Genomic DNA, 25,706 nt, shown 5'->3' on the forward strand with positions numbered 1-25,706 from the left:
TTTAAAGCGCATACATATGTATGCGCTCAGACCGCGCCACGCGGCGCGGCGGGGGCGTTCGTGTTGCCATCCGAACCGCAAACCCCGCACAGGCTCATACAATGTTATGTGCCGACCCACCCGAGCCGTTGCTCCGTGGGGCTTTCCGGACGCTCAAACCGCAAGCGGCTTTCACGTCCGGAAAAAACGCGCCGTGATCTGCATCACAGCGCGTCGAACAGCGAGGGCTGTTCGAATTCGGTCTGGATCTTCAGCCAGTGAGGCGCGTAGGCCTCGCGCTTGATCCAGGCCAGAATGTAGGCCTCCGGCCCGCCAGCTTCTTCGATGATGGACGGGTGAATGAAGTGCGAGCGATAGCCGGTCTCGGTGATCGGGATCGGCGCGCTCTCGGGCGCAACAGTCCGTATTTCGAGATGGCCGACCTGATACTCGCTATCGACATATTTCTGACGGTTCAGCCAATCGGGCTCATAGCGCACCTCGATACGGCGACCTTCCCATTCGATAATATGGGTCTCGACGTGACGGGGGCTCATGCGAGCCTCCCGTCGTGATCGGCGAGTTGCATCTCGTCGGTGATGCTCACGAAGAGCGGGCGGATGATGACCTCGCCGTCGGTTTCTTCGACGACTGCGATGGCGGAGGCTGGTTCTCCGTTCACAAAGCAGGAGACAAGGGCGAAGTTTGCGAAGGCTCCGGAAAGCAGCGCGTTGAACGCGCTGCGATGCTCGAAGCGAATATTGGTCGAGCGGCTCATTTGCGGCCTCCTTTCGAAGAGGATTTCGCGGGAGCGGAAGCGGATACTTCCTTGGGCTCGATCAGGCGCATCACGATGCGGCCGGAAACGGGCAAAGCCTCTAGCTGAAGGGTGAAGCCTTTGGCGTCCTTGTTGGACCAGGCGGCACCGATTTCTGTCCAGCGGGCAGTGTCGCCATCGCCTGAGACGGTGAAGAGCCTGTGGGTAGGCCGTGAAGGGTTGGATTGATCAGACATGTTTCTTCTCCTTTTGAGATTTGCCAGCGGACCATCCGCCGGCCTCATGGGGAAAAGAGCGACCAGGACTATCGGTCGGGGATCAAACGCCTTTAGCCCGCGCATGCGGGGGCGGAGCTGCACAGAGCAAACGGAGTGAGGAACGAGCGAAGCGATGCGGCGGAAGCGAGCCGCGTTGAAGCCCGACGGGACTGGTCGATAACCCCATGAACTGAGGCACGGCGACGTTACGCTCAGCAAAATCGGGAGGGGAAGGCTCGATCAAACTATGACCTAGGGCCCTCCGTTCAAAGTCAACGGCGAATCTGGAAATATGACTAGCTAGGGATAGGAGCCTCAGCGGTCGAAAACAATACCAAAAAGGACAATTAACATAATTTTTTCAAAGAGTTAATTTCCCTTCTGAGGCTTGCATTTTTGTTGACGGTCTGTAATTCTGTAATTTGGATATGAAAGGATTTTCGATGCCGAGTGACACGGAGGCAGCCCACACGAAGAATGATCTGATAGTTCGTGAAATCATTGAACTTGAGCGCAGCTATTTCTTTGAAAAGCGCAACGTGAAAACTGAACGCCAAAGAAAGCTACGCGAAACCATCGAACGCCATACAAAGATGGGGGCGGACTCGAATGATTCTTGATGAAATTAGACTGAAAGACTTCAGGTGTTTTTACGGCGAGACGTCTATTAGTTTTTCAGAAGACCCCGAGAAAAACGTCACAATAATTTACGCAGAGAACGGCGTTGGCAAAACAACACTCCTGAACGCCCTGCTTTGGTGCTTCTACGGAGAAACTACAGCGCGGTTTGAAAAACGCGAAGATATTCTCAATTACGACGCCAAGAAGGCGGGGCGCACAGTGGCTTCCGTAGAAGTTTTATTCGAACACAATGACAAGAACTACATCGCAAAACGATTTTCTAATATTAATGCATCCTCAGGCCGAGAATTCGTCGTGGCGCGGATTGATGATGGTAGCCATATTATGCTCGACTCGCCGGACACATTTATCAACACTGTGATCCCACGCGATATGGCATCGCATTTCCTGTTTGATGGCGAGCATGCGGAAGTCTTTCTTGGTGAGAACAATCGTGGTTCGATCAGAAGCGCAGTTCGTGATATTCTCGGCTGCTCACTTATTGAGACAGCTATAGAAGACCTTCAGGCTGTCTCAAATCAGTTCCGAAAGCAGATTCCTTCGACGGCGGCCACTAAGCGGATCGAAGATCTCAGTAGTAAACTTGACGATCTGACCACACAGATCGAGGCAGCTAAGACCAGCATAGCCGAGCTCGAACGCAAGCGCGAGCAGACTGATCAACAGATCAAAGACATTGATACAAAGCTTCGAAACACAAGCGCTGCTAAAGAGCTACAATCAAGCCGTGACCGCTTGAACGGCCAACTAGCCCGCGCACAGAAGCGCCAGAAAGAATATGCCGACGAAGTATATAAATGGCTAGGCGAGAATGGTCGCTTCATCGTCTCCAAGAGGATCGCCGAGGAAACGTTCACTTTCCTAGATGAAAAGCAGCACCGTGGCCGGATACCCTCACCTTACAACGAGGAGTTCGTCAAAGACATTCTAGAAGCTGAAGAGTGTATTTGCGGTGCAAAGCTGGAGCCGGGAAGTCGCGAGAGCAAGAAGGTAGCAAGCCTTCTTGAGAAAGCGGCGAACCAGGTCATGCGTGACCGTGTGTCCAAGGTACGGGCACGACTTGCAAGCTTGAAAGGGGAACGCGCCAAAGCGCCGGGACGCCTGACAAACGCCAAGCGCCGTCTCGCAGAAGCCAATGACGAGTTCTCAACGACCGAAGCGCAGCTCGCGGAGATAAGTGAAAAGCTCAAGGGTATAAATTTCGACGACATTGCCGAACGCGAACAGAGACGCGGCGAGCTGCGGGAAGAGCTGCGGGAAATTGATCGTAAGATCGGGTCCCTCAGCACCAACATTAGCGTGGCGGAACGCGAGCAAACAAAGATCGACCACGAGATCACCGAGCTCGCCAAGCAAGACAAGCAAACCGCCATCTACGGACGGCGTCGAAATCTCTGCGAGAAGATCAAGGGGGAGCTTGAAGTCCAGCTTGTCAGCGAAGAAGAGCAGGCCCGCAAAGTGCTGCGCTCGGGCATCCGTCGCATTCTTCAAGCCACGACGCGCAAGGCCTTGAATCTGCGCATGACGGACGACTATGTCATCAGCCTCGTGAACGCGGATGGTACAACCCTTCCAAAATCGAGCGGTGAAAACCAGCTGCTCGGCCTCGCCTTCACGGCCGCGCTGGTTGAGTTCGCAAAGCTACGCCAGAACGCCCAGGACTACCGACTGTTGCCTGGAACTGTCGCGCCACTTGTGCTCGACTTTCCCTTTGGCCAACTCGACGACGCCTACCGCGCGACCACTGCCGAATTCATCCCGAAGATGGCTCGACAGGTCGTACTACTCGTCTCGAAATCACAAGGGTACGAAGATGTACTGAATGCGGTCAGGGATCATCTTGGTGCAGAGTATCTGCTCGTCCGCCACAACAAGGAGCCGCAAGGCGACCGCAAGCCAGAAAGCCGGTATTTCAAGGGCAAGGAATTCAGGACCGCCATATTCGATGCAGAGTATGACGGGACCGAGATTGTGGAGATTACAGGCCCATGAGCAGTCGCGCCCCGAACATCAATAGAAGCAAAATTCATGAAGACATGGTCCAGCGGCTTGCCATGCAGAAGCTTCCTGGCACCGACCGGACGCTCTTTCCGACAATTCGGGAGCTGCTCTGTTTTGCCGCCCTGCTCGGTTACTCTGAGAACCGCCGCCTACCGCTCGACAAGGACAAGGGTGTCGAAGATGTCTCCTACCAGCAATTCGAGCGTGGCGATGCCGAAGACCTTATCTTCCTGATTGCTCTTGCGGAGACGAAAGACGCCGAAGTGCTTAAGGACGGGGAAGAAAGTCGTTGCGCAGAAATCTTCGAGGAATACGCCAATGGCGGCCTCCAGATCATCCGCGAGGCAATGCTACGCGGAGGCGGCGAGTATCCCGACCGCGATATACTGGAGCTGCTCAAAGACCGGGGATTTTTGAACATTGATGATCAGGAGCCTGATATCTCAGGGATCACCTTCGAATGCTGAGGGGGCTAACATACAAGGGCGTATACAAGTCCGATCAGGATCACATATTGGAAGATTTTTACTTCCCGACTCTCTCAGTTGCGACAAAATATGACCGGGCTGTCGGATTCTTCTCCGCATCGACGATCAGCTATGCTGCACAGGCGCTCTCGGTGTTCGTCAAGCGTGGCGGACAAATCAGACTGATCTTGGGCGCATTCTCAGAACGCGGTGATCTTGAAGCCGTGAAGCAAGGTTATCGGGAGAAGGAAATCGCCGACAAAATCGGCACCGAGCTGCTGTCGACGATCTCGAACGTAAGCGACGAGCTATTTCAGAACCGCTTCGAAACCCTGTCCTGGCTTGTTGCCCATGGCCGACTCGATGTGAAAATCGCCTTGCGCGAGAGAGGGATGTACCACGACAAGGTCGGAATTATTACCGATGAGGTAGGCGATCAGGTAGTCTTTGCTGGCTCGGCAAACGAAAGCACGCATGCCCTGCTTCCGACACATAATTACGAGTTGATCAATGTCTTTCGGACGTGGGTTCCAGAGCATGCTGAGTTTTATGACCCGCATATCGAGAGCTTTGAGCGACTCTGGAAGGACGAAAGCCAAGGAACCGCGGTCATCGACATGCCGACGGCCGTCCGCGACAAACTCATTTCGGTTGCCCGTTCTCTCGAATACACCCCCGACCCCGAAATCGAAGCAGCAATAGCGGCGCGCGTTCTTTCACGCACCGGGAGCGTCGTTAGCTCAACTTCGGGCAAGCCGCGCGAACCGGCGACGATCAACGGCCAGCCTTTCAAGATGCGCGACCATCAGATCGCTGCCCTCGCTGCTTGGAAGGCCAAGGGTGACTTTCAGGGAACTTTCGACCTCGCCACGGGCGCAGGAAAGACTATTACGGCGATCCACGCCATCGTGAAACTCTCCGAAGCGATTGATGGTCTTGCCTGCGTTATTGCCGCGCCCTATCAAAACCTCGCCGATCAATGGGTCGATATCCTCTCGAACTTCAACATTTACCCTGTGAAATGCTACGTTTCCCGCGCGCAATGGGAAGACAGGCTGCGAAACATGGTCCACGAGCTGACCATGGGGAGCCGCAAGTTTGGGGCTATCGTTGTGGTCAACCGGACGCTCAAAAGCCCTGAATTTCAAGAATGTCTTTCAAAAATCAGTGGCAATCGCCTTCTTTGGATCGGTGACGAGTGTCACCACCATACTTCAAAAGCGTATGAGGGTTTTCTACCGACGCATGCCCGCTACCGGATCGGCCTGTCCGCAACGCCGGAGCACTATCTTGACGAAGAACGCAACGAGCGCCTGAACGAGTTCTACGGCAATATCGTGTCGAGCTATACGCTCAAGCAGGCCATCATGGATAAGGTACTCACACCTTACGTATATTATCCGCACATTGTGGAATTCACCGAGGCTGAAGCTGACGAGTTTGTCGACTTGTCGGAACAAATAGGCCGCATCATGGCGCGGCAGAATGGCAAGGCGAGCGAGATGTCGCCGCAGCTCACAGGGCTGCTAATGAGAAGGGCACGCCTTGTCGGCTCGGCAGCGAACAAGCTACCTACGCTTCAGGCAGTGCTGACGGGCGGGAAACCGACACAACACACACTGTTTTATTGCGGCGATGGAACAGTCGAGTCCGATGAAGAGCAGACTGGGGCAGTAGACAGCGTCAATGAGGGCAGAAGGCAAGTTGAGGCCGTAAGCGCGTTGCTCCACGGGATGTCTTGGGACGTTTCCCGATTCACATCGCGCGAGTCCCGGAAAGACCGTGACAACATTCTAGAGAATTTTAGGCTCGGCATCATTGATGCAATGGTGGCGATCCGTTGCCTCGATGAAGGTATTGATGTCCCAGCCTGTAGCACGGCTTACATTCTTGCAAGCTCGCGCGACCCACGCCAGTTCGTCCAGCGTGACCCAGCCCCGTGATCCGGGCCGTGAGTTAGTAGAGTCTGTTCGCCTTTCTTTCTGGGTTGATGTGGTTGGTCAAGGCCCGGTGAGCGGCGCTTGCGCGTAGCTCAAGCGAACCGGGCCGGGGGTGACGTGTTCGCTCGGCGTAGACACAAGGTGCGAGCCCGCCGAGTGCGGTGTGCGGTCTCTCGGTGTTGTAGTCGATCCTCCATGCCTCGATCAGGTCGCGCGCTTCGCCGAGCGAGGAGAACAGGTGTTCGTTCAGGCACTCGTCCCTGAACCGGCCATTGAAGCTTTCCACGAACGCGTTCTGGGTGGGCTTTCCGGGTGCGATGTAATGCCACTCCACACCGCTGTCCTTCTGCCATCGCAGGATCGCGTGACTGGTCAGTTCGGTGCCATTGTCGCTGACGATCATGCGCGGCTTTCCTCGCCGCTCGATCAGACGATCAAGCTCACGGGCCACGCGCACGCCTGACAGCGAGGTATCGACCACGACGGCTAAGGCCTCTCGCGTGAAGTTGTCGACCACGCATAGCGTCCGGAAGCGCCGCCCGTCGATTAGAGCGTCGGAGACGAAGTCGAGGCTCCAGCGATGGTTCGCCGCCGCAGGCAACAGTATCGGGCGACGGGTTCCAACCGACCGCTTGCGGCCACGCCGCCGACGGACCGCCAGCCCTTCTTCCCGGTAGAGCCGGTAGACCTTCTTGTGGTTCGCATAAAGACCCTCCCGTTCCAGCAGGATGCCAAGCCGACGATAGCCGAACCGGCGGCGCTCGCCTGCCAGATCGCGCAAGCGAGCTCGCAAGGCGTCATCACCACCAGAACGCTTCTGATACTGGAACGTGGAGCGATCAAGTTCTGCAAGGGCACACGCCCGACGCTCGCTCAGCCCGTGCCTGGTCACCATGTGGTGCACGGCCTGGCGCTTGACGTCGGGCGTCAGAAGTTTTTTGAGGCGAGGTCCTTCAGGGCCGCATTGTCCAGCATCGCATCGGCCAGAAGCCGCTTCAGCCGGTTGTTCTCCAGCTCCAGCGACTTTAGGCGCTGGGCATCGGATACTGTCATGCCGCCGAACTTCGCCTTGTATTTGTAAAACGTCGCGTCGGAGATGCCGTACTTGCGGCAGACCTCCTTCGTGCTCACACCAGCATCGTGCTCCCTGAGCATGCCGATGATCTGCTCCTCCGAATAACGGCTCTTGCGCATGGTCCATCCTCTTTTCGATGGACTCTACCATTCAATGGCCGGAATTCACGGGGCTGGGTCAAGCGCCGTGGCCGCATCCTGCGCCGCTCGCCAGGAAAGGAACGGGCACTAATTCATGATTTCATTGTAGTATTGCCGGATGGCTATGAAACAGGGTCGGACTATGCCAAGCGCCTGATCAAATCCGAGCTTGGCCGCGTTGCTGAGTTCTCTTCCCTATCCGAGAACCGCTCAGAAGCCTACCATACGCTTGCTCCCGTGTTGCGGGCCTATGATCTCGAACATATGGTCTAAAGACGATTCCTATTCAACAGGGTCAGGTAGTTCGATATTTTCATCGCCTGTTTCCTTCCTGTATCTTTCGAGCAGAGTCTTTTCCGGCATTGTTGACGAGCCGAGCATATATAAGAGAAGCTCTCTCAAGGTCACCGAACTACTATTTGATATTCGCTGACTGGATGAATTCCACATCAAACCCTCATATGGGGCTTCGGTGAGATTGCCAGGAAGCTTCCCGCAGACCTTCATCGCATCATTAAGCGACATATTCTTGGTGAGGCGGGCAACAACTTCCGTCATGATCTTTAACCCAATCGGCCGGAAAAGGACGTGGCCACCGTGGCCTCCACGATGCGTGAGAACAACAGCTTCAGTATCCTTGGCACGGAAAAAATCGTCGAGAGGCTTGAACTGCTTTGAGATGCCTTCGAAGTAACGCTTCGCAAAATCGAAATAGCGTTGAAGTTCTTCATCCACCGGACGGGCACGCTTTAAATCCGCTTTTGACTTTTTTAGGTCGGTGTTTGCAGACGAGAAAAGAACCTCCAAAACGTCATATAATGCACCGATAGTTGTAAGGCTTTTTGTATTTTTTGAAGACAAGTTATTACTTGCCACGAATGCAACGCGATCTCCATGAAAATATTTAGTCTCTTCGATAAGCCTTCTAACACTGATGGCTATCACATCATCTTCGTCAAGAGCGATAATGTCTCCCTTAGATACAGGCTTTGCCGTCTTATTAAGTGTCGTGAAAAGACGCCTCGTTCTCTCCAGTCCTTTTGCATCGGACTTATGAGCAACAAATATGACCGACACTTCATCGAGTGGGTCCTGCTCCAGCCCATCTTTGATAGCCTTCTTGATACCGGAGAGGCGGTGTTGTCCATCAAGTGCGAAGAGCCTCTCCTCACCATTCAAGGTCAGGAAGCCAACCGAACTGATCGTTTCTTCTGATACCTTTTGAACGAAGTCAGCTTGGCCTTTGCTACTAAGTGTATCAATTGAACTCCAATTCGGCCTTCCGCCGTACGTCGCAACTACCAAGGAGTTGAAGAATCGTTCGTCTTGATTCTGAATATAGTCAGCTATTTGCTTGCTGCGTACATTTTTTAAACTTCGCTGTATCATATCTGACAACTTCTTATTTTTATGAATTTCGTCTGCATAACTGACGCGCTGCGCAATCTCGTCTAGTGGCATCAGACATGAATAGTAGACCCAACTACCCATGACCCCACGGAGAGCTGGAAGGACGATCTCTTGGTTCTTTTTCTTGGTTGTCATCTAAACGCCCTCCTTTGTGCTTTTATTGTCGCTTCAACATCTCCTTCAGCCATTGGCGGCAATAGCGCACCATTAAGCTGCTTCTCGATTTCTTCGAGTTGATCGGATGTAGTCTCGGGCGATACTGGTGCGTAGTAAAATCTGAGCACAGCGCGCCAAGAGCTTATCATTCTGGCAATGCGTGCCCTTTTCGCGACTTTTTTCATGTTGAGATAGTCACGGTACCGCTCTCTCAGTGATCTTTGGGATTTTCGCCCCGCGATGCCGATGTAGAGAACGTAGCAGTGCGGCGGAAGAGACGCGACTTCCGAGCAGATTGCGAATGCGTAAATCCCTCGGCGATCACTTGGCACATTTTCAATATGTTCGTCGCCGTACGGAATTGATTCCCAATGGAGATCGTTCTCCGGAGATGGAAATTTGGAGATTTGATTTGGCGAAAGTGTGAACTGAATATGGTACTTAGCTATCGCATTCGCTGCGCTGTCTACAAAATCATCAATTTGGTCAAAATCTATCGGCATTTTTCATTCTAGAATTATTTGTGGCATGCAAGGCAGCCTTTTGACTGCCCGAATAGCTCATCGATATCGATGTCCTCGCCAACGCTTCGTAATGGATTGGTTTGGCGCTTGGCCTTCACGCGCTCAAGTCGCTTCTCGTAGTCTTCCTTGATCTGCTTTACCCGCTCTGGCCGCGTCAACTCGTCCAGTGACTCCCCCTGCGACCAGGTGAACGGAGAGCCCTGTTCGACGGCGTCCTTTTCGTATGACTTCGCTTCCTCGAATGCCTCAGGGTGCTGCTCTTTCAGTCGTACCCACTCAATTTTTTGCTGGTAGAAGCAAAAGGTGCAGCCGCTCCGCGAGCGCCAGTCGTAGTATCTAGGCAGCCCAAGCCCCGCCGATTCCAGAATGTCGTGAACGCCCGGCTTGTCGATCCCGGCATCCTTGAACGGCAACACGATCTTGAGCCGTTCGTTCTTCGAGCTGTAGCCTTCCCGATACTCTTCGTCCGAACGTATCGCGACATAGCTGTAGACGGTATTGCCTTCCTCCAGAATTGGCTTCAGCCAGAGCTCAAAGGGCCTGAGCTTAAGCTGCCGGGTACACCATCGGGTTTGAGGCGACGGCAAGAAGTTATTGTACTGCTTGAGCCAAAAATCAAAGTCCCTGTCCGGATTGAGGCGCAAAATGGCTTTGCCCAGGAATCCTTCGAGACGTCCAAGAAATTCGTAAACCTCGGGAAGCTCCTTGCCAGTATCCGTAAAAAAATATTCGATATCCAGTTCAGGGCGGTGCTGACGCATGTAAACAGCCAAGGCGGCACTATCTTTGCCTCCTGAAATGCCGAGAACGTGCTTTTCCAATGCGTTCGTCACGACACAGCCCTTTCTGCCTCGTCCTCCAAGTTCTCCGGCATGTAGCGAGCACTGAGTTCAGCAAGGGCGGCTAGCAGCAGACGGCGGTTCTTCTCGTCTCCGGCGTCAATGACGCTTTCAAGACGGGAAATGATATCGTCGATTTCTTTTCGGTCACCCTCCGTTACCTCGAATTCTGCATGGACCGGCGCAGGTCTTCCGTTGACGCCGATCACGACGGCCATGGCATGCCGCTTGTCCACACGACCTTTAACGCGCGCGAAGTTCTCGGATCGAATGAACTTCTGCGCGAGGTCCGTTAGCTCTACAGCGGCACTATCAAGGTCTGGATCAGTCCAGTCCCGCGGCGGCTTGTTCGCGGCCAAGCTTGCAATGCCCTCAACGTCTGCCGCCTTCGCCTCGAACGAAGCCAAGCGGCTGACGAAGGCATTTAGCCGAAAGTCGCCACTGACCTGCATGACGTTTTCTGCCCGCGCCCTCAGTTCGGCGAGTGCTTGCGGGGACATATTGGGAACTTGCAGCTCACCTAGCATCAGCTCCGTCAATCGCCGTAGCATTGACGGATATGACGTCATAAGCTCTTCGAGGCCATCGCGAACATCGTCTACTAGGGAAGTAATCGCCTTTTCATTATCAAGCACACCTCGCTCGCCGAACGCAGCAGGTATGTCGTCAAAAAGAAACTTATTAGGGTCATTTGCAAGCTTGAACAGATCACGGACGCGGATTGCATTGGCGGACAACTGCGACGTACGTTTTGTCCACGGTTGAAGCCGGTCATAGATCGCAATCAGCCCGCGGGCGACATCGATGGGCGCTAGGTGGGCTAGACTGTTCTCTGCATCTAATTCGCGAACAACCTCGGCCATGCTCGACAACAAACGCCTCGACAAAGCAGACAAATCCATCCAGCGAAGCTGGATGTCTCCAGGGGCTTTCGCCAGGATTTCGACATCGATGTCTTTGAAACGAGCCTGGAACACGCCTTCACGGTAGAGGGCAACTTCTTCACGTCGAGAGAGAATGAAAGCGACCACAAGCACGGGCATCACACCGTCTTTGATTCCGAAAGGCGGAGCAGACCAGAGATCGTATATCTCGGATACACTCACCGTGCGGTCCTCTGCGTCCCGCAAAAAGCGGACAGTCGCTTGCCACAGCGGCGAAAGGCCGAATTCATCATTTTGGGGCGGTTCGCAAAAACGCCAAATGCCGTTTTGACAAACATGCAAGCCTGTTGCCTCCAAAAGCGAAGCGTACAGACCGCCTTCAGCGGGGAAGCCCTCAATGCCTAGCCGGGCACGACCCTCATGCAACACCATCGCCCGTAACAAAGCGTTCTGAGCCGCAACGGCGTTGCTTGATGGTTTTACCCGATTGAGCAGCTCGTTGTTGAGGCGCGGTGATTGCGGGAATCTGCGTCCTGCAAGTTCTGAGGCGACATTATTGAGCTCGGCATGAAGCCATTGCTGGGGCTGTCGGTTTTTCTGATACCAGGTCGCATTGTCGAAGGCGCGACGGATTTCTTCTTCAAGTTGCCCCTGTAGCGCGGCATAACGTGCCTGCACCTCACGTTGCGCGACAGCATCGCCTGCAAGATCAGGATGCTCCTCTTGCACCTCAGCAAGCGCAATGAGTTCCCGCGCAAGGTCAGTTATGGCCCAGGCCCGTTGCGACAGGCCAGTCACAATGTCCCAATCGCGAGACTCCCGCGCAGCCTCACGACAGATCTTCTGCGCCGTATCGGCGGTTTCACCTTCTGTCGGAACGGCAAGAAGGAACTCGCCGATTGTACCGCTCTTCGGAGAGTACGACCGTGCATGATCGATCAGACTGCTTAACGAAGCGATCTCGACGTCGAACCAGCGCAATGCGCCAGTTTCATGATAGTGCCTTTTTGCAAGAACCGGCTGCAGTCCCGCCAGCCGCTGCATCATGGATAGATCGACCTCCTGCACATGATGCATGGCTTCTTCAACAGCGCGGTCGATGTCAAAATCGCTACCGGCATAGATTGCGTAGGCGTCGGCAAATCTGCGGAAGATTACGAGCGACCAGGCTTTCAACTGGTCAAGCGCAGCCGTGATCCTCTTCGATGACACACCACCTACGCAGGCACCTAGAAGCTCGACAGTCGGAAGCAAACCGGAACGCTCTTTGAACAAGTCTATCAGTGCGATGGACTTGAGGAGCTGGATGTGAAGCGCGTCACCCCCGAGGGCCTCGCATCGTTCGATAGCTTCGGCCGCCATTGCCCATCGATGCCCATCAGGGGATGCGAGAATTGAAGGTTCGAGGTTGACACGCAGATAGTCCCACAGGCGATCTGGCTCGTAGAGGGTATCCTCGTCGTGATTACGAATGAAATCCTGAAAGCCGGAAGGTTCAGCCGAGTTCAGGAAGCCGAATATGCTGCGTTGGTTTTGTCCGAAGCGTCGCCTCGAGATCGGACCCAACAGACAAGCGACAACCGGATGGAGAGGCCAGCAACTCTCAAGCGCCTGAGGCAGGTGTTCAGAGGCCGTAGGGCGTTGACGCTTAACCTCTGCTGCCACCAAGGATGCGAGCTTGCCCGCCTTGACGGAGCCGCGGCCATTTTCAATGGCGCGAGATATAAGCTCGATCTGCTCTTCTCCGGCGGCGTTTACCGGAAGATCGATGTAACGGCCTTGAATCTTCGACCACTCGTCCCGCATTTCCCGGGATAGCCTATTTGCGTATTCTTCGAACGCCTGGTGCAAAATGCCAATGACAATGAGGCGCCCGTTGCTGCGCGAGGCGGCTTCGGCAAGAAGCTGGAAAAGGTAGACGTCAGTTCCCTCTTGAGCGGCCGATTCAAGGAACTTTCCCATTTCGTCAATAAAGAGAACGATACCGCCTTCGCTTCGCGGATGCCTTTGTGACAGCTCCATTAGCGTGGAAACGACTGCATCATCCGTCCAGCCTTTGCGCTTCGAGGCACTGGCAAGGCCCCTCCCTTCAAGCGCTTCGCCAATAACACGTGCAGCATCGTCGCGACGGCCGACCACAGGAATTGTAATCCATCCCCTTGTCCGCAACGGCAGCGCCGCGCGAACTTTGCTGGCAACGTCCCTGCCAACTGCAACTTCCACCGCTTCTTGAAGCTCGTTATTCCCGTCCAAGAGGGCGCTAAGAGCTACAACCAGACTCGACTTGCCGCTGCCGTAAGGTCCCGTCCAGGTAAATGCGGCATGACCAGTTTCAGCAACGTGTTGACCAACGGCAAGCAAGACATCTGCGGAAGACTTAGGGCAGACATAGCCCTCAAGTGCGGCAATGTCGTCGTAATCGGCATCAATTCGGATTGAGCGTTGAAAGCGTCGGGCAATATGTACGGTATCGGCAAGCACCATCACGCCGCCTCTTCGGATTTCTTAGGTTGATAGTCGAGGCTTGCGTATCTGAGCGCAGCATCGGTGCCCAGGGACACCCCCCGTATGACTTGCTTGAGGCCCGCCGTTTCAGACCAGCGGAATGAACCGGCCGAAAAGTCCTCAATGGCTATCAGCCGATCAGCAACCTCGCCCTCGTCAAGCAGGAACACTCTGCCGGGCGAGCCGGCCTCGTGGGCAATAGCCTCAAAAGAAAGGGTTTTTGCACTCGTATATGATCGCCAAAAATCGATCAATGCGTAGAGAAAAACACCATCCCCCAAAGTCGACTTGGGACCCCGGACAAAGCGGAAACCGTCGCGGCGTCCGAGCGCCTTGATCAGACCGAGCTCGGCAAGCGGTGACTCAAGTGTATCTTCGGGCGATGCGCTCGACGCTGCAGGCCGCGCGACATAAGTTCGTAGAAAACAATCAACATCCCGCTTGATTGTACTCTCGGACACCCGCGGCCAATTCCGTTCTTTTGCAACCTTTTCGAGCCCCTTGACGAGACGCTCACGCTCGAAGGTCAGGCCGGAAAAATTATTGAAACACCAATACCATGTGGTCTTGTCAGGCCGCCCGGCGAGATGCCAATGGATCAGCCATAGACTCGCAGGGTGCTCCATAAACGGATCGAGACCCTCCGCACCGAAGAGGCGCGCTCCAAGGCCCGTGGCGCAAAGCTCGTTTGGCCTCTCACCCTCTGCAATTATACCGCAGCAGGTGGCCCAATGGCGCATCGAAGACACCATGTTTTTTCCGACGCCTAAACGCGCGATGGCATCGTCACGTGTGAAAGCCGCCTTGCTGTCAGGGTCACCGGTGCGTTCCGCAACGGCGTCATACGCCTTCTTCAGCCATCCATAGCGAAGCGGAAAGGTCTCGTGACCCGAAAATTGGGGTTTGTAAGCGTCCTGAAAAATTGGTCCTCGTGGCATGCCACCTTCTTCCTGGATATATTGTCCAGCTCGACTTTAACCTACAAAATATGGTATGGTCAAACTTATTTCTGGAGGTTTCGTCCAGAAAGTCTCTAACGCGCTGTCAGCGGGCAATGTAGAGCCTAACATCAAACCAAGGGCATGAATTATAAAATGAAAATAGACGGGACTATCTATCTTGACCATCAGGCAACCACACCACTCGATTCGGAGGTTTTCGAAGTGATGAAGCCATATTTTGGCGAGTTGTTCGGCAACCCACATTCGGCGGATCACGCTATAGGCTGGCGTGCGGCAGCTGCCGTGGAAATGGCAGCCGGGCAGATTGCCGCAATGATCGGGGCGGACGCCGACGAGGTGTTCTTCACATCTGGCGCTACTGAGGCCAACAACGCTGCACTGCTTGGCGTTGCAAAGCGCGCAGCTGGGGGCAATCGTAACCGCATTCTACTCGGTGCCACCGAGCACAAATGCGTCCTAGAAGTTGGCCGCGTCGTGGAAAGGGACTTGGGTTATCGAGTGAGCCATATTCCCGTGGATGCTGCGGGGCGGATTGATATGGACAGGCTTGACTCTGAACTCGGAGTTGACGTGCTGCTGGTCTCAATCATGGCAGTAAATAATGAAATTGGTACAATCCAGGATATAGAGACAATAAAAGGGAAGATATCACACTATGGCTGCATCCTTCATTGTGATGCGGCGCAGGCACCTTGCGCTATCGACATGTTGGAGCTCGGTCGGCATGTCGACATGATGAGTCTTTCTGGGCACAAGATGTATGGACCGATGGGAATCGGAGCGCTCTTTATCCGACGCGACCTACAGCAAGACGTTGAGCCATTGGTTTATGGCGGTGGCCAGCAAAATGGACTGCGGTCCGGCACGCTGCCCACAGCTCTTTGTGTGGGACTTGGCCATGCATCATTTCAGATGACGTTGGAAAAGGCGCGCGCCAATCGCGAATCCCTCGCACGGCGCAGAGACCGCCTGCTCAATCACCTGCTCAAAATGCCGTATCACGTTGCATCGAATGGTTCCTCAGATTCGGCACATCGTCATCCGGGTAACATCAATGTCAGAATTCAAGGCGTTGTCGCCGAGGATTTGTTAGCGCGCGTGCAGCCCATGCTCGCCGCTTCTACTGGATCAGCATGCACAAGCGGCATACCCGAGCCTTCTCATGTCCTCAGAGCAATCGGATTAAGCGAACAAAGCGCTGCTGCTTCGGTTCGGCTTAGCCTTGGCAAAAACACTAGTGACAGTGACGTGGACGAGGCTGCCCAGATTATTCGTAAGGCCTTGGACGATATTTACAATAACGGCCTGCTTCAAAGCGCTTGAAGCCTCTTGCCCTATAACTACATCCGCATCTTAGCATTACCATTTCATTATGAGCTAAAGCGATAGGTGAAGGTTTATTCTCTCTGCGCCAAGCTCTCGGCCATATAGGCGGGTTGTCCGCTTTGGAGTCTGACTTCCAACCATGTGCGACCTTCATTGTTGAAGCGGCGATAGGCGGTGACCCGCTGGCCACGCGCGACATTGCCGATAACGGTGGCACGCCCGCGTGCGGTTGAAGGCTCTGAGCGGATCACGCCATTGGTCGTCACCACATAGACCCCGATTCCTTCCACGTCCGGAGAGCTTGCCTGCTCGGCCTCGGGCTGACCAGAGGTACGATCCTCGCCGCTGCGCCGCATCGCGGCAAGCCGCGCGCAAAACTCATCATCGGGATGGGCGGCGCAGAACCGTGTCAGGAAGGAACCGCTGGGCGGCTGAGTGTCGCTCACCGCCGCTATAACCATGCCGCTCGGCGTCAGGACAAGCGAGACAGATATGATGAGCGCGCGCCTCTCAATCATAATCATGCTCCAGCCGGATGATATCCTGACGCATCGCGCCTGCGCGTTGCACAAGGGCATAGGCATGCCAGCGCCCCATGCCGATCATATCGGCCGGCGTGAGGGCGTCTTGGGACTGGTTGCCCTCGGCGCGGTATTTGCGCTCTAAATCTTCCGCACGCCAATGAGCGGCCTGACGGGCTGAGGTCTGGGCGATGGCCAGCGATTGGGCATCGCCACCGCCGAACAAACCGCCCCCTTGCGGGATAAAGCGCAGATCGGGCGCATAGACAGGGCGCACGCTGGGCTGGCTCATCTGGCGGCTGGCCGGATTGACCAGCATCAGAGCGGCTTTGAGCATCAGCATGAAGCCGTTCTTGATCGGAAACTCCTCATCAGGATCAGGGGTGGCGAGTGGATCCCACTGATCCACGAGCACGCGATGCTCGATGCTCTCGCTCTGGCCTTCTTCAAAGACGCGATTGCGCTCGAACTTGCCCGCGCACCAGCAGGCATAGTCGATGGTGGCGCGGTCTTCAGAGCGCAGGAATATCTTGGAGCGCGCCTGTTGGAGAAAGTTCTTGGCGGCGGCCTCGCCCATGGCTTGCTCCAGGGCGGCGACGGTCTGAGTGGCGAATATGCCGATCAGCCCCGTCGAGCGAGCGACATTCCAGAAGGTCGCGTCACTTAGACCTGAGGTCGGATCAACCGTGACGATCTCCTGTACCTCGTCCATCATGACGACACAGGGGCTGTCCTGAGGCCGCTTGCCTTCGGCCTTGAAGGCGGCTTCGCGAAGGCGCGCCTCGCGATAAAGGCACGTCTTGAGCAGGATGTTGACCAGGCGGGCGGGCAGCCCGTCCTCGACATTGGACAGGGCGCTCAGGACAATCTTGCCCTCAAGCGCACTCGTGAGGGGTATTGTGTCTTCAGACAGGCCGGAGACAAAGCGCTTGCGCAGAACCGGCGCACCAGAAAACCCGTCCATGAGCTGGCTGACACTGGCGAGAATGCCGCTTTGCGTGCGTTCGGCCATGTCCTTCCATGCGCCGGAGAGATAATCGCGGCTGGCGCGCACCTCATCGGAGGTGAGGATCGCGTAATCGGCCGGAGACAGGCCGGTCTTGCCCTCGCGTGCAAGCTCCAGCTCCTCTTGCAAGGCCGCCTTGATCGTCTCAAGCGCGTTACTGAGCGTCTCGGGGGCGAGAAGCGCCTGATACGCCCACCAGAGCGAATAGGGATTGAGGGGATCGTCCCCGTCCGCACCTGTTGCAAGCCGTTTGCCGGCTTCGGTGCGGGCATAGGCCTGTCCGATGGTCAGGGCATGGCGCATGACGGTGGCGGCCATGTCCGGCCAGAAACTATCGCTGGACGCGCCGCCAAGCTGGGTCATGACAGAGCGCAGCACGCCTGCGGTCTGGGTCGGTGTCAGACCAGACACAACGTCCACGCCAAGCTGATCCTCACCCGTGCCGATGATGACCACATCCTTGGTGCGTTTCATGGATTTGGCGATTGCCAGCGCGTCATTCCACAGCACGCCTTTGGCATCGCAGACATAGAGCCCGAAACTCTTGCGCGCGATGAACTGGCGCAAAAGCGGTTTGAGGATCGCGGTCGTTTTACCCTCACCCGTACCGCCCATGACCAGCGTGTGCTGAAAGACGGAATCTCCATCAAGGCAGAGTGTCTGATCGCGCATCGGCGCGTTGAAATCTCCCCGCAAGCGCATAGCGCCCGTGGTCTTGCCGATCTGAAACAAGGGCGTGGCTTTGAGATAGCCCGCACTCATCTCGACCTGCTTGCAATAGGTGATGTGGGCGATGGCGCGCGCTTCGGCGCGATACGGCCAGCGCACAAGGCCGTCTTTGGTGATAAGCTGATAGGGCTTGGCCTTCTCGCGTCTAACGGTCTCGATGACGGCGAAGGCGACCAGCAGACCGGCACCGGCTGCGAATAGCAGCCAGGCCAGCGAGAACAGGATCAGGCGAATGGCCAGCTCAACCACAGTGGCCAGTGTCATGCCGGTGGCCTGCCACAGATAGGTGAGCCGCGAGGCGGTGATCTGCGAGCCGTCCGGCCAGCTCTCCAATATGCGCGGCTCTGCGGTGAAGGCTGACCAGTAGGGCGCGACCAGAGCGCCAAGCCCGCCCAGCACAAATGCCAGAATGGGCAGGATGCTGAGCAGAAAGGCGGCGGTCAGCCCTGCCATGGCCGCATGGGTGAGCAAGGGCGCAGTAAGATGGCGATCCGCCAGCCATGTGACGGGCAAGCCGCCGATCAGCCTGCCATCTTCCCAGACGGGGCGGCGAATATCCTCGGGTACGTCTTCATAGAGGAACGGATAATCTGCCTCTGGCCAAATGGAGCGCGCCAGCTCGGCGCTGCGGCGGGCGAACATCGCCTCCAGCCGGTTTTCCTCGGCGCGCTTGTCCTTGTCCTCATCCTTGCCGCGATCAGCGTCCTTGATCTCGGGCTCGGCTTTCTCGCCCGCATAATGCACGGCATAGACGAACCATCTAGCGAGGAATCGCAGGATCGGGGATTTGGAGACGAGCCACAGGGCGGGTCTCCAAAACACCAGGGCGACAAGGGAGAGAAGCGCCAGCACGATGGCGGGAATAACGCCGATCAGGCTGAGCGCGATCTGGCGCAAGAACTTGATGCGCAGCACCACGAACAGGCCTGCGGCCAGCGCGAGAACGCTCAACACAATCGGGATTAGCGCGGCGGCACCGGCGCCGCCTGTCATCAGCTCACCTTCCATTGCGATGCTCCGCCAAAGCGCGGCGCGGCAAGAGCCGCTCCATGGTCACAGGCACGCTGGCCGGATCAATCGCTACCAAAGGCGAAGGCGGCACATAGGAGCTATCAAAGCGCAGCGTGTAGCCATGCCACTGGCCGTCCACTCGCCGAAACACGCCAATCCAGCGCACGGGCGGACGAGCGATGCGCTGGGCGCGCATCTCGCGCTCATCGGAGACGATTGCGCCGATCAGATAGAGATTGCCGCGCCTATAGGCGCGAAGGCTGGTGACATCCCATGGCTCACGCCAGAATCCCTCACGGTTCACGTCCGTGAAGTCGATATGTTCGGGGAGCCTGCCGGTTTCGTTCAGGCTCTCAGTGATAAGCGGCAATATGCGGTTGATCTCATAGGCCGGAGCCAGTCGGGTTCCCGTCTCGGCGTCCAGCTCCACCGGCGGCAAAGCGCGGAAAAAGCGCGTCACCGCCTGCGCCGTTGCCTGTTCAGGCATTGATCGGCGCTGGTCGTAAGTGAGGCTTCGTTCAGTGCTGACTTCGCGTGAAGTGGGTGGGGCAATGGCAAGCAGCCCCACCAGACCCAGGGCGGACGCAAGGGTTGCGACCGCTAACCACCATGGCATGACCGTGCGAAGCTTCGCCGCGCGGACATGACCATCAGAGACGAGCACCCGCCAAAGCATGCCCCCTCACTATCCGTTCAATCAGCAAAGGAGAGTTTGCCCTTCACACCACACAGTGGCAACAACGGATCACTAAGCTTGGCTTGACCCCAAAAAGCTTGATGCCTAGCGTAAATCAGCGGATGGCACTTTTGGTTTCGGTGTCTTGAGTTCGGACTTCGATATACGATTGGCGAGGGCGAACATCGCTAAAGAGCCGACAAACAGTACGGGAAAAATCCAGAAAATGTTGAGGAACATGGCTGGCCCCATAACGTATGCATGCGAAAAAGCCATCCCAAAGCTAAAAATTCCAGACATTGACAAACAACCAACAACATCAGATTTTGAAAAACGTTTAAACAATGAAATCTCCTAAAAAATGCAAAGTGTAAATTAAATGATCTCCACCAAGGCAAAATATATTTTTGTTTATCCGAGCTTATTAATATTTAGCATAATATTGAAAATAGCTTATTTGTCAATAACTATTATCGACACTACATCAACCACGGCGGATCAGATTAGCGTGAATGTTGTTTTTAGCACCTGGCTCGATGCCACAATACTGAATTCAACAATAGCCATAGAGCGAATAACGTCAGGAAAATGCGGTCAATTCTCAATATTGATATTTTCGGTAGGCTTATTGGCGATCCCGTTTCTAACTTTTGTATCAATACCAGTTGCGATTAATTTATTTAAGCTGGAGCTGTGGCTATCATTGGCAATAGCCACTTCTATATCATTATGTGGGTACGTGCTGTTTGCGGGAGCGGCAATAAATACAGAGGGTCGAGGATGAGCGATCAAAACAATAGCGCCCTAAAATACGTAATGATAACCGCCTTTGTTGCCATTATTGTTATCATTTTATTTTGGGCAATATTCAATATATTGTCATTTCTTGTGGAGCATGGATTAACAATTTTAATTGCATCAACTTTCATCATTGTTGTAGTTATTGCGCTTAATGCCGCTCGAACAAAGTAGTGCGTCATACGCATTCGTCAGATTCAGTTTTCTGATTTTAACGCTGTGATCTAGCTATTCAGCCGGTTCCCGTTCGGCGTCCTCGTCCAGAATTTCCGCCGCGATAGAGCGGTTCCTCTTCTTGGGATCGCGCCGGACGTTTACCGCCGCCGTATCAATCGTGTCCTTGATATGGGCGGCGTAGAATCTCTCGATCATCTCCACGCTGGTGCGGCAATTTTTGGCCACCTGATAGATGTCAGCGCCCTCCATCAGGCGCAGACAGATATAGGTGTGCCGCAGGCTGTAGGCCGTGCGGCGCTTGCCGTCCCGCGTCGTCTTTAAGCCGGTATTGCGCAGGATCGTGTTGAACATCCGGATGTGGTTGACCGGAAACACCTTGTCTTGTGGCTCGGGCTTGTGCCGTTGCACCAATCGCCGATAGGGCATGACCGCGCCAGGCATGGATTTGCAATAGCCCATGCCGCGCTTGCCGCGCACCTCGATCTCAAGAATGACCTCATCGGTAGCCGCGTCTTCCACGATGTCGATATCGCGATGCTCAAGATTGGAGGCCTCATCCGGTCGAAGGCCGGTATTGGCCATGAAGAGCACAAAATCGTGCAGATCCTCGGCGTGCTTCTTATCCTGAGGACGCGAGGGGTTCTGCGCGTTCTCACGCGTGGCCTGATAGAGCTGTTTGTACTCCTTCGGACTGAACCAAGGCCGATGCGATATCTTGCCTTGCGTCTTATAGGGCATGGACAGATCGGGCAGACGGTCGAGCCAGCCATGCCGGATAGCCGTCTTCAGCACCTGCCGGAGCGTGACGATCTCGTTGTGGAGGGTGTTGCGCGCTGGCGGCTTGCCGCCTCGCGCTGTCTCAATGCGATGAAGCCTGTACTCCTGCACCTTTCCGGACGTCACCTCGGACAATCCGAGATCACCCAGAAACGGCAGTAGGTGAAGCCTCAGCCGGTCTTTGTGCCCGCGCACCCAAGCGGGGCTGCGCTGGCCTTGAGTGATGGTTTCATATTCGATCTGAAACTGGAGCGCTGCCTGGCGGAAGGTCTTCTCGGCATTCTTGAGCGTGCCGTCTTTCATCTTGCCGCGAAGGGTCAGATACCATTCCTCGGCGAAGAGCTTGGCCTCAAAGAGGCTTTCTTGTCCGGTGCTGGCGCGCCTGTTCTTGCCGTCCAAATAGGCCGAGCACTGCCAGAAGCGTGAGCTCGGTCGCTTATAGAGATTTACCTTTCCGTCTAAGATCGTGTCCTTGTCCATAAAACCACCTACCGCGATGTAAGTTACACAGTGTCACACAGCCTAACTAGCTGAAATAACAACATTTTTGACTTACACACTGGGCGCTGTTGTTTCACAGTTTCATTTTTGTGCGCACGGTCTGTGACAGAACCTGATTTTCAGGCTTCGGATTTGAACGCACTCGGGCTTGGCCGAAGTGTGTAAGACATGTGTAAGGGTATCACGGGGTGATTCTGCGGGAAAAGATAAAAATGGCGGGGGCTATTTTCTATTATATTTCAATATCTTAGAAGATATTTTGTTGGTTGCGGGGGCAGGATTTGAACCTGCGACCTTCAGGTTATGAGCCTGACGAGCTACCGGGCTGCTCCACCCCGCGTCAATGCCGGTTTGACCCCCGGCGATGGGGAGCGGTGTAACTAACCAACACAGCCGGAGCAGTCAACCGGATGTATCCGGTCTTGAACAGCACTGGAATTCACAGCGCAGCCAGCTAGTCTGCCGGCTCAGAGACCTTACGCAAACATCCTCCATGCCTTCGCTCTCAAGCAAGGCTATAGAAGCTGGCAGAATGGACGACACGCGCGCATCACGTCAGCTCCTGCAGGCCGCTCTACGCTCTGGCGATGAGCGGGCACGCCTGCCACTGGCGGGCATGCTGCTTGATGGCCGTGATGGCCCTATCGACCCTGACGGGGCCATAGAAGTGCTTGAACCGGCAGAGCCCGGCAATGCCATTGCCCGGCGCATGCTGACAACGGCGATGGCGCTGCGCCCCGGCGGATTTCCAGATGCCGTCCGCAGACGGCTGGAACATGCGCGTGCAGGCGATCGCGATGCAGCGGTACAGATGGGCGTGCTGCTATTGGACAGCCACCCGGCCCAGTCTCTTGAGCTGCTACAGGGCGCAGCCCGGCAGGGGGCGGGTCTCGCAGCAGCAGCCCTGCTTCATCACGCCAAAAACCACGAAGGGCTCTGGCCAGAGCTGGAGGACTGGCTAAACGCGCTGATGAGCGCGGGCTATCCACTGGCAGGCCCGTTGAAGACCGCAATGGCGAACATGGCGCGCACGTCACATGCGCCGGTCTTGCCGGCGGACACAGACGGGCTGGAACACCTCGACCCCGCTTCGCGAGCGGCAAAGGCTTCACCGGCACAGCTCGGCGAGACGCCCCGCATACAGTCCCACAGCGCCGCGGTCGGTCACGCATTGTGCGACTACCTTCTGGCGGCCGCCTGGCCCACCCTCAGACGGGCGGAGGTTTTCGATCCCGTCACCGGGCGCTCCAGTCAGGATGCACACAGAAAAGCCTACTCAGCCAGTATTCCGCGCTCCTTCCAGGATCTCGTTGTCGCCCGCATTGTGGCTGACATGGCCGCTTGCACCGGCACCACCACTGCTTTTGCAGAGAACCTTGCAATTCTGCTGTATTATCCGGGAGATGAGTACAAGCCGCACCTTGACTGCTTCACGTCCGACGAAGGCTGGGCAGGTGCCGAACTGACGGCGCAGGGCCAGCGCCGGGCCACCACCTTGGCTGCGCTCAATAGCGGGTATGAGGGTGGAGAAACGCGGTTTCCGAGGCTCGATCTGAGCTGGCGCGGCGAAAAGGGCGATATGCTGAGCTTTGAGAATGTAACCCGTGACGGGACCCCTGATCCGTTGAGCCTTCACCAGGGATTGCCGGTGACCGCCGGCTGGAAGGCGCTGGCCAGCCTGTGGGTACGCGAACAGGCCCCCGGCGCGGCCGGGATAGCCGAGCGCACTAGCTGACACGCAATGCGCTGACAGCTCCGGGCAGGGCAGCGTTCCAGGCAAACAAAAAACCCCCGCCGAAGCGGGGGTTTCAATTTGAATTGATCAGAAAAAGGACAACTGGCGTCAAACGGGCGGACCGGGCGGCGACCTACTCTCCCATGCCTTAAGACATAGTACCATCGGCGCTGAGGGTCTTAACGGCCGTGTTCGGGATGGGAACGGGTGGGGTCCCCTCGCTATAACCACCCGGTCGGCGCGTTTGACGCGGTTTCACAGAGACATTTTATCCTGACATATGACGGGCATCATGATGGACGAGGCGATCGCCATTCATGAGCCACGCAAATCAAGCCTATCGAGCAATTAGTACTGGTCCGCTCCACGCATCACTGCGCTTCCACTTCCAGCCTATCAACGTGGTGGTCTTCCACGGCTCTCAAGGGATACCTGGTTTTGAGGGGGGCTTCCCGCTTAGATGCTTTCAGCGGTTATCCCGTCCGCACTTAGCTACCCTGCTATGCTGCTGGCGCAACAACAGGTCCACCAGAGGTGCGTCCATCCCGGTCCTCTCGTACTAGGGACAGCTCCTCTCAAGTATCCGACACCCACGGCAGATAGGGACCGAACTGTCTCACGACGTTCTAAACCCAGCTCACGTACCGCTTTAATTGGCGAACAGCCAAACCCTTGGGACCTGCTCCAGCCCCAGGATGCGATGAGCCGACATCGAGGTGCCAAACAATGCCGTCGATATGGACTCTTGGGCATCATCAGCCTGTTATCCCCGGCGTACCTTTTATCCGTTGAGCGATGGCCCTTCCACTCGGGACCACCGGATCACTATGGCCGTCTTTCGACTCTGCTCGACCTGTCAGTCTCGCAGTCAGGCAGGCTTATGCCATTGCACTCAACGAGCGATGTCCGACCGCTCTGAGCCTACCTTCGCGCGCCTCCGTTACACTTTGGGAGGCGACCGCCCCAGTCAAACTACCCACCACACAGGGTCCCGGACCCGGATAACGGGCCGCGGTTAGACGTCAATAAGGATAAGGGCGGTATTTCAAGGATGGCTCCACATGGACTGGCGCCCACGCTTCAAAGCCTCCCGCCTATCCTACACATATCATCACTAACGCCACTGTGAAGTTGTAGTAAAGGTGCACGGGGTCTTTCCGTCTGACCGCGGGAACCCCGCATCTTCACGGGGAATTCAATTTCGCTGAGTCTCTGTTGGAGACAGTGGGGAAGTCGTTACGCCATTCGTGCAGGTCGGAACTTACCCGACAAGGAATTTCGCTACCTTAGGACCGTTATAGTTACGGCCGCCGTTTACCGGGGCTTCAATTCGGAGCTTGCACCCCTCCTTTTAACCTTCCGGCACCGGGCAGGCGTCAGACCCTATACGTCGTCTTGCGACTTCGCAGAGCCCTGTGTTTTTAGTAAACAGTCGCCACCCCCTGGTCTGTGCCCCTGGACACTGGTTGCCCAATGCCAGGCTCCCTTCTCGCGAACTTACGGGAGTAATTTGCCGAGTTCCTTCAACAGAGTTCTCTCAAGCGCCTTGGTATGCTCTACCAGTCCACCTGTGTCGGTTTGGGGTACGGTCTCAATGCGGAAGCTATTTCCAGGAACACCTTCACTGCCCACCCAATCCAGTAAGGGTAGACAATTTCCAGTATCCGTCACTTTCCGCTGGCTCAGGAATATTAACCTGATTCCCATCGACTACGCCTTTCGGCCTCGCCTTAGGGGCCGGCTTACCCTGCGCTGATTAGCATTGCGCAGGAACCCTTGGACTTTCGGCGAGGGAGTCTCTCACTCCCTTTATCGCTACTCATGTCAGCATTCTCACTTCTGATACCTCCAGGCTGCCTCGCGGCAACCCTTCACAGGCCTACAGAACGC

The 25,706-nt window shown here is 55.7% G+C and carries 20 protein-coding genes, 1 tRNA gene and 2 rRNA genes (1 of these 23 only partly in view); 6 read left to right on the forward strand and 17 right to left on the reverse strand.

Annotated features, from left to right (window positions below):
* Nucleotides 1-203: 203 nt before the first annotated feature.
* Genes AB6B38_RS07520 through AB6B38_RS07530 form a run of 3 tightly spaced genes read right to left on the reverse strand, consistent with a single transcriptional unit; the run spans nt 204 to nt 993 of the window.
* The gene (locus tag AB6B38_RS07520) at nt 204-536 is read right to left on the reverse strand and encodes a hypothetical protein (RefSeq protein WP_371392232.1); all 333 of its coding nucleotides are present in this window, start codon (nt 534-536) and stop codon (nt 204-206) included.
* A complete protein-coding gene (locus tag AB6B38_RS07525) occupies nt 533-757 on the reverse strand; it encodes a hypothetical protein (RefSeq protein WP_371392233.1) in 225 nt (74 codons plus the stop codon). The genes AB6B38_RS07520 and AB6B38_RS07525 overlap by 4 nt, the downstream gene beginning before the upstream one ends.
* Nucleotides 754-993 carry a hypothetical protein gene (locus AB6B38_RS07530; protein ID WP_371392234.1) on the reverse strand — a complete coding sequence of 80 codons (240 nt, stop codon included), beginning with the start codon at nt 991-993 and terminating at the stop codon, nt 754-756. Before AB6B38_RS07530 ends, AB6B38_RS07525 begins: the two co-directional genes overlap by 4 nt.
* A 630-nt stretch (nt 994-1,623) precedes the next feature.
* On the opposite strand from AB6B38_RS07530, the gene AB6B38_RS07535 reads away from it, so the two are divergent.
* From AB6B38_RS07535 to AB6B38_RS07545, 3 genes are read left to right on the forward strand one after another with little or no spacing between them, the layout of a single operon-like run.
* Complete coding sequence (locus tag AB6B38_RS07535; RefSeq protein WP_371392235.1) at nt 1,624-3,648, forward strand: AAA family ATPase; 2,025 nt, start codon at nt 1,624-1,626, stop codon at nt 3,646-3,648.
* Nucleotides 3,645-4,124 (forward strand): DNA phosphorothioation-associated protein 4, encoded by a 480-nt coding sequence (locus AB6B38_RS07540; RefSeq protein ID WP_371392236.1) that lies wholly within the window; start codon nt 3,645-3,647, stop codon nt 4,122-4,124. The genes AB6B38_RS07535 and AB6B38_RS07540 overlap by 4 nt, the downstream gene beginning before the upstream one ends.
* Before the next feature lie 47 nt (nt 4,125-4,171).
* Nucleotides 4,172-6,067 (forward strand): DEAD/DEAH box helicase family protein, encoded by a 1,896-nt coding sequence (locus AB6B38_RS07545; protein WP_371392237.1) that lies wholly within the window; start codon nt 4,172-4,174, stop codon nt 6,065-6,067.
* A gap of 13 nt (nt 6,068-6,080) precedes the next feature.
* Here AB6B38_RS07545 and AB6B38_RS07550 read toward each other — a convergent pair.
* From AB6B38_RS07550 to AB6B38_RS07575, 6 genes are all read right to left on the reverse strand, one after another.
* Nucleotides 6,081-7,258, reverse strand: a protein-coding gene (locus AB6B38_RS07550) for an IS3 family transposase (RefSeq protein ID WP_371392238.1) whose coding sequence is annotated in 2 segments (ribosomal slippage) — nt 6,081-7,006 and nt 7,006-7,258 — 1,179 coding nt in all. Because the reading frame shifts where the segments join, the coding sequence is not laid out codon by codon here.
* Between the two features lie 303 nt (nt 7,259-7,561).
* Entirely contained in the window at nt 7,562-8,824 is a 1,263-nt protein-coding gene (locus AB6B38_RS07555) for a DGQHR domain-containing protein (protein ID WP_371392239.1), read from the reverse strand.
* Complete coding sequence (locus AB6B38_RS07560; RefSeq protein ID WP_371392240.1) at nt 8,821-9,348, reverse strand: hypothetical protein; 528 nt, start codon at nt 9,346-9,348, stop codon at nt 8,821-8,823. Before AB6B38_RS07560 ends, AB6B38_RS07555 begins: the two co-directional genes overlap by 4 nt.
* A gap of 14 nt (nt 9,349-9,362) precedes the next feature.
* On the reverse strand, nt 9,363-10,202 hold the full coding sequence (locus AB6B38_RS07565; protein ID WP_371392241.1) for a phosphoadenosine phosphosulfate reductase family protein: 840 nt from the start codon (nt 10,200-10,202) through the stop codon (nt 9,363-9,365).
* Complete coding sequence (locus AB6B38_RS07570; protein ID WP_371392242.1) at nt 10,199-13,576, reverse strand: ATP-binding protein; 3,378 nt, start codon at nt 13,574-13,576, stop codon at nt 10,199-10,201. The genes AB6B38_RS07565 and AB6B38_RS07570 overlap by 4 nt, the downstream gene beginning before the upstream one ends.
* Complete coding sequence (locus AB6B38_RS07575; protein WP_371392243.1) at nt 13,576-14,535, reverse strand: DUF4007 family protein; 960 nt, start codon at nt 14,533-14,535, stop codon at nt 13,576-13,578. The genes AB6B38_RS07570 and AB6B38_RS07575 overlap by 1 nt, the downstream gene beginning before the upstream one ends.
* A gap of 156 nt (nt 14,536-14,691) precedes the next feature.
* Here AB6B38_RS07575 and AB6B38_RS07580 point away from each other — a divergent pair, with 156 nt between their 5' ends.
* Nucleotides 14,692-15,882 (forward strand): cysteine desulfurase family protein, encoded by a 1,191-nt coding sequence (locus AB6B38_RS07580; protein ID WP_371392244.1) that lies wholly within the window; start codon nt 14,692-14,694, stop codon nt 15,880-15,882.
* Nucleotides 15,883-15,956: 74 nt separating this feature from the next.
* On the opposite strand, the gene AB6B38_RS07585 is transcribed toward AB6B38_RS07580, so the two are convergent.
* The 4 genes from AB6B38_RS07585 to AB6B38_RS07600 form a co-directional block, all read right to left on the reverse strand.
* Nucleotides 15,957-16,403, reverse strand: a complete 447-nt coding sequence (locus AB6B38_RS07585) for a hypothetical protein (protein ID WP_371392245.1) — start codon at nt 16,401-16,403, stop codon at nt 15,957-15,959.
* Nucleotides 16,396-19,149 (reverse strand): TraM recognition domain-containing protein, encoded by a 2,754-nt coding sequence (locus AB6B38_RS07590; RefSeq protein ID WP_371392246.1) that lies wholly within the window; start codon nt 19,147-19,149, stop codon nt 16,396-16,398. The genes AB6B38_RS07585 and AB6B38_RS07590 overlap by 8 nt, the downstream gene beginning before the upstream one ends.
* The gene (locus tag AB6B38_RS07595) at nt 19,139-19,639 is read right to left on the reverse strand and encodes a hypothetical protein (RefSeq protein WP_371392247.1); all 501 of its coding nucleotides are present in this window, start codon (nt 19,637-19,639) and stop codon (nt 19,139-19,141) included. Before AB6B38_RS07595 ends, AB6B38_RS07590 begins: the two co-directional genes overlap by 11 nt.
* A 294-nt stretch (nt 19,640-19,933) precedes the next feature.
* Nucleotides 19,934-20,173, reverse strand: coding sequence for a hypothetical protein (locus tag AB6B38_RS07600; RefSeq protein ID WP_371392248.1), 240 nt, complete (start codon nt 20,171-20,173; stop codon nt 19,934-19,936).
* Nucleotides 20,174-20,608: 435 nt separating this feature from the next.
* Here AB6B38_RS07600 and AB6B38_RS07605 point away from each other — a divergent pair, with 435 nt between their 5' ends.
* Entirely contained in the window at nt 20,609-20,800 is a 192-nt protein-coding gene (locus tag AB6B38_RS07605) for a hypothetical protein (RefSeq protein WP_371392249.1), read from the forward strand.
* Nucleotides 20,801-20,854: 54 nt separating this feature from the next.
* Here AB6B38_RS07605 and AB6B38_RS07610 read toward each other — a convergent pair whose 3' ends face one another.
* Nucleotides 20,855-22,060: a tyrosine-type recombinase/integrase gene (locus AB6B38_RS07610; RefSeq protein ID WP_371392250.1), complete on the reverse strand. Its 1,206-nt coding sequence runs from the start codon at nt 22,058-22,060 to the stop codon at nt 20,855-20,857.
* A 284-nt stretch (nt 22,061-22,344) separates the two neighbouring features.
* A tRNA-Met gene (locus AB6B38_RS07615) sits at nt 22,345-22,421 on the reverse strand.
* A 192-nt stretch (nt 22,422-22,613) separates the two neighbouring features.
* Between AB6B38_RS07615 and AB6B38_RS07620 the strand changes: the two genes are divergently transcribed.
* Entirely contained in the window at nt 22,614-23,816 is a 1,203-nt protein-coding gene (locus AB6B38_RS07620) for a 2OG-Fe(II) oxygenase (RefSeq protein WP_371392251.1), read from the forward strand.
* A gap of 120 nt (nt 23,817-23,936) precedes the next feature.
* Here AB6B38_RS07620 and rrf read toward each other — a convergent pair.
* Together rrf and AB6B38_RS07630 are read right to left on the reverse strand one after the other, a co-directional pair.
* Nucleotides 23,937-24,051 (reverse strand): 5S ribosomal RNA (gene rrf, locus AB6B38_RS07625).
* Nucleotides 24,052-24,143: 92 nt separating this feature from the next.
* Nucleotides 24,144-25,706, reverse strand: a 23S ribosomal RNA gene (locus AB6B38_RS07630) (it continues 1,225 nt past the right edge of the window).

The sequence above is a fragment of the Glycocaulis abyssi genome (genome assembly GCF_041429775.1).
Lineage (GTDB): Bacteria > Pseudomonadota > Alphaproteobacteria > Caulobacterales > Maricaulaceae > Glycocaulis > Glycocaulis abyssi.

What these genes read in the sequence shown, in the direction of transcription:
- AB6B38_RS07605 (WP_371392249.1), top strand. Translation starts at nt 20,609, where the DNA reads ATGAGCGATCAAAACAATAGCGCCCTAAAATACGTAATGATAACCGCC.
- AB6B38_RS07595 (WP_371392247.1), bottom strand. Translation starts at nt 19,639, where the DNA reads ATGCCTGAACAGGCAACGGCGCAGGCGGTGACGCGCTTTTTCCGCGCT.
- AB6B38_RS07560 (WP_371392240.1), bottom strand. Translation starts at nt 9,348, where the DNA reads ATGCCGATAGATTTTGACCAAATTGATGATTTTGTAGACAGCGCAGCG.
- AB6B38_RS07580 (WP_371392244.1), top strand. Translation starts at nt 14,692, where the DNA reads ATGAAAATAGACGGGACTATCTATCTTGACCATCAGGCAACCACACCA.
- AB6B38_RS07610 (WP_371392250.1), bottom strand. Translation starts at nt 22,060, where the DNA reads ATGGACAAGGACACGATCTTAGACGGAAAGGTAAATCTCTATAAGCGA.
- AB6B38_RS07520 (WP_371392232.1), bottom strand. Translation starts at nt 536, where the DNA reads ATGAGCCCCCGTCACGTCGAGACCCATATTATCGAATGGGAAGGTCGC.
- AB6B38_RS07535 (WP_371392235.1), top strand. Translation starts at nt 1,624, where the DNA reads ATGATTCTTGATGAAATTAGACTGAAAGACTTCAGGTGTTTTTACGGC.
- AB6B38_RS07555 (WP_371392239.1), bottom strand. Translation starts at nt 8,824, where the DNA reads ATGACAACCAAGAAAAAGAACCAAGAGATCGTCCTTCCAGCTCTCCGT.
- AB6B38_RS07575 (WP_371392243.1), bottom strand. Translation starts at nt 14,535, where the DNA reads ATGCCACGAGGACCAATTTTTCAGGACGCTTACAAACCCCAATTTTCG.
- AB6B38_RS07590 (WP_371392246.1), bottom strand. Translation starts at nt 19,149, where the DNA reads ATGGAAGGTGAGCTGATGACAGGCGGCGCCGGTGCCGCCGCGCTAATC.
- AB6B38_RS07530 (WP_371392234.1), bottom strand. Translation starts at nt 993, where the DNA reads ATGTCTGATCAATCCAACCCTTCACGGCCTACCCACAGGCTCTTCACC.
- AB6B38_RS07525 (WP_371392233.1), bottom strand. Translation starts at nt 757, where the DNA reads ATGAGCCGCTCGACCAATATTCGCTTCGAGCATCGCAGCGCGTTCAAC.
- AB6B38_RS07585 (WP_371392245.1), bottom strand. Translation starts at nt 16,403, where the DNA reads ATGATTGAGAGGCGCGCGCTCATCATATCTGTCTCGCTTGTCCTGACG.
- AB6B38_RS07540 (WP_371392236.1), top strand. Translation starts at nt 3,645, where the DNA reads ATGAGCAGTCGCGCCCCGAACATCAATAGAAGCAAAATTCATGAAGAC.
- AB6B38_RS07620 (WP_371392251.1), top strand. Translation starts at nt 22,614, where the DNA reads ATGGACGACACGCGCGCATCACGTCAGCTCCTGCAGGCCGCTCTACGC.
- AB6B38_RS07570 (WP_371392242.1), bottom strand. Translation starts at nt 13,576, where the DNA reads ATGGTGCTTGCCGATACCGTACATATTGCCCGACGCTTTCAACGCTCA.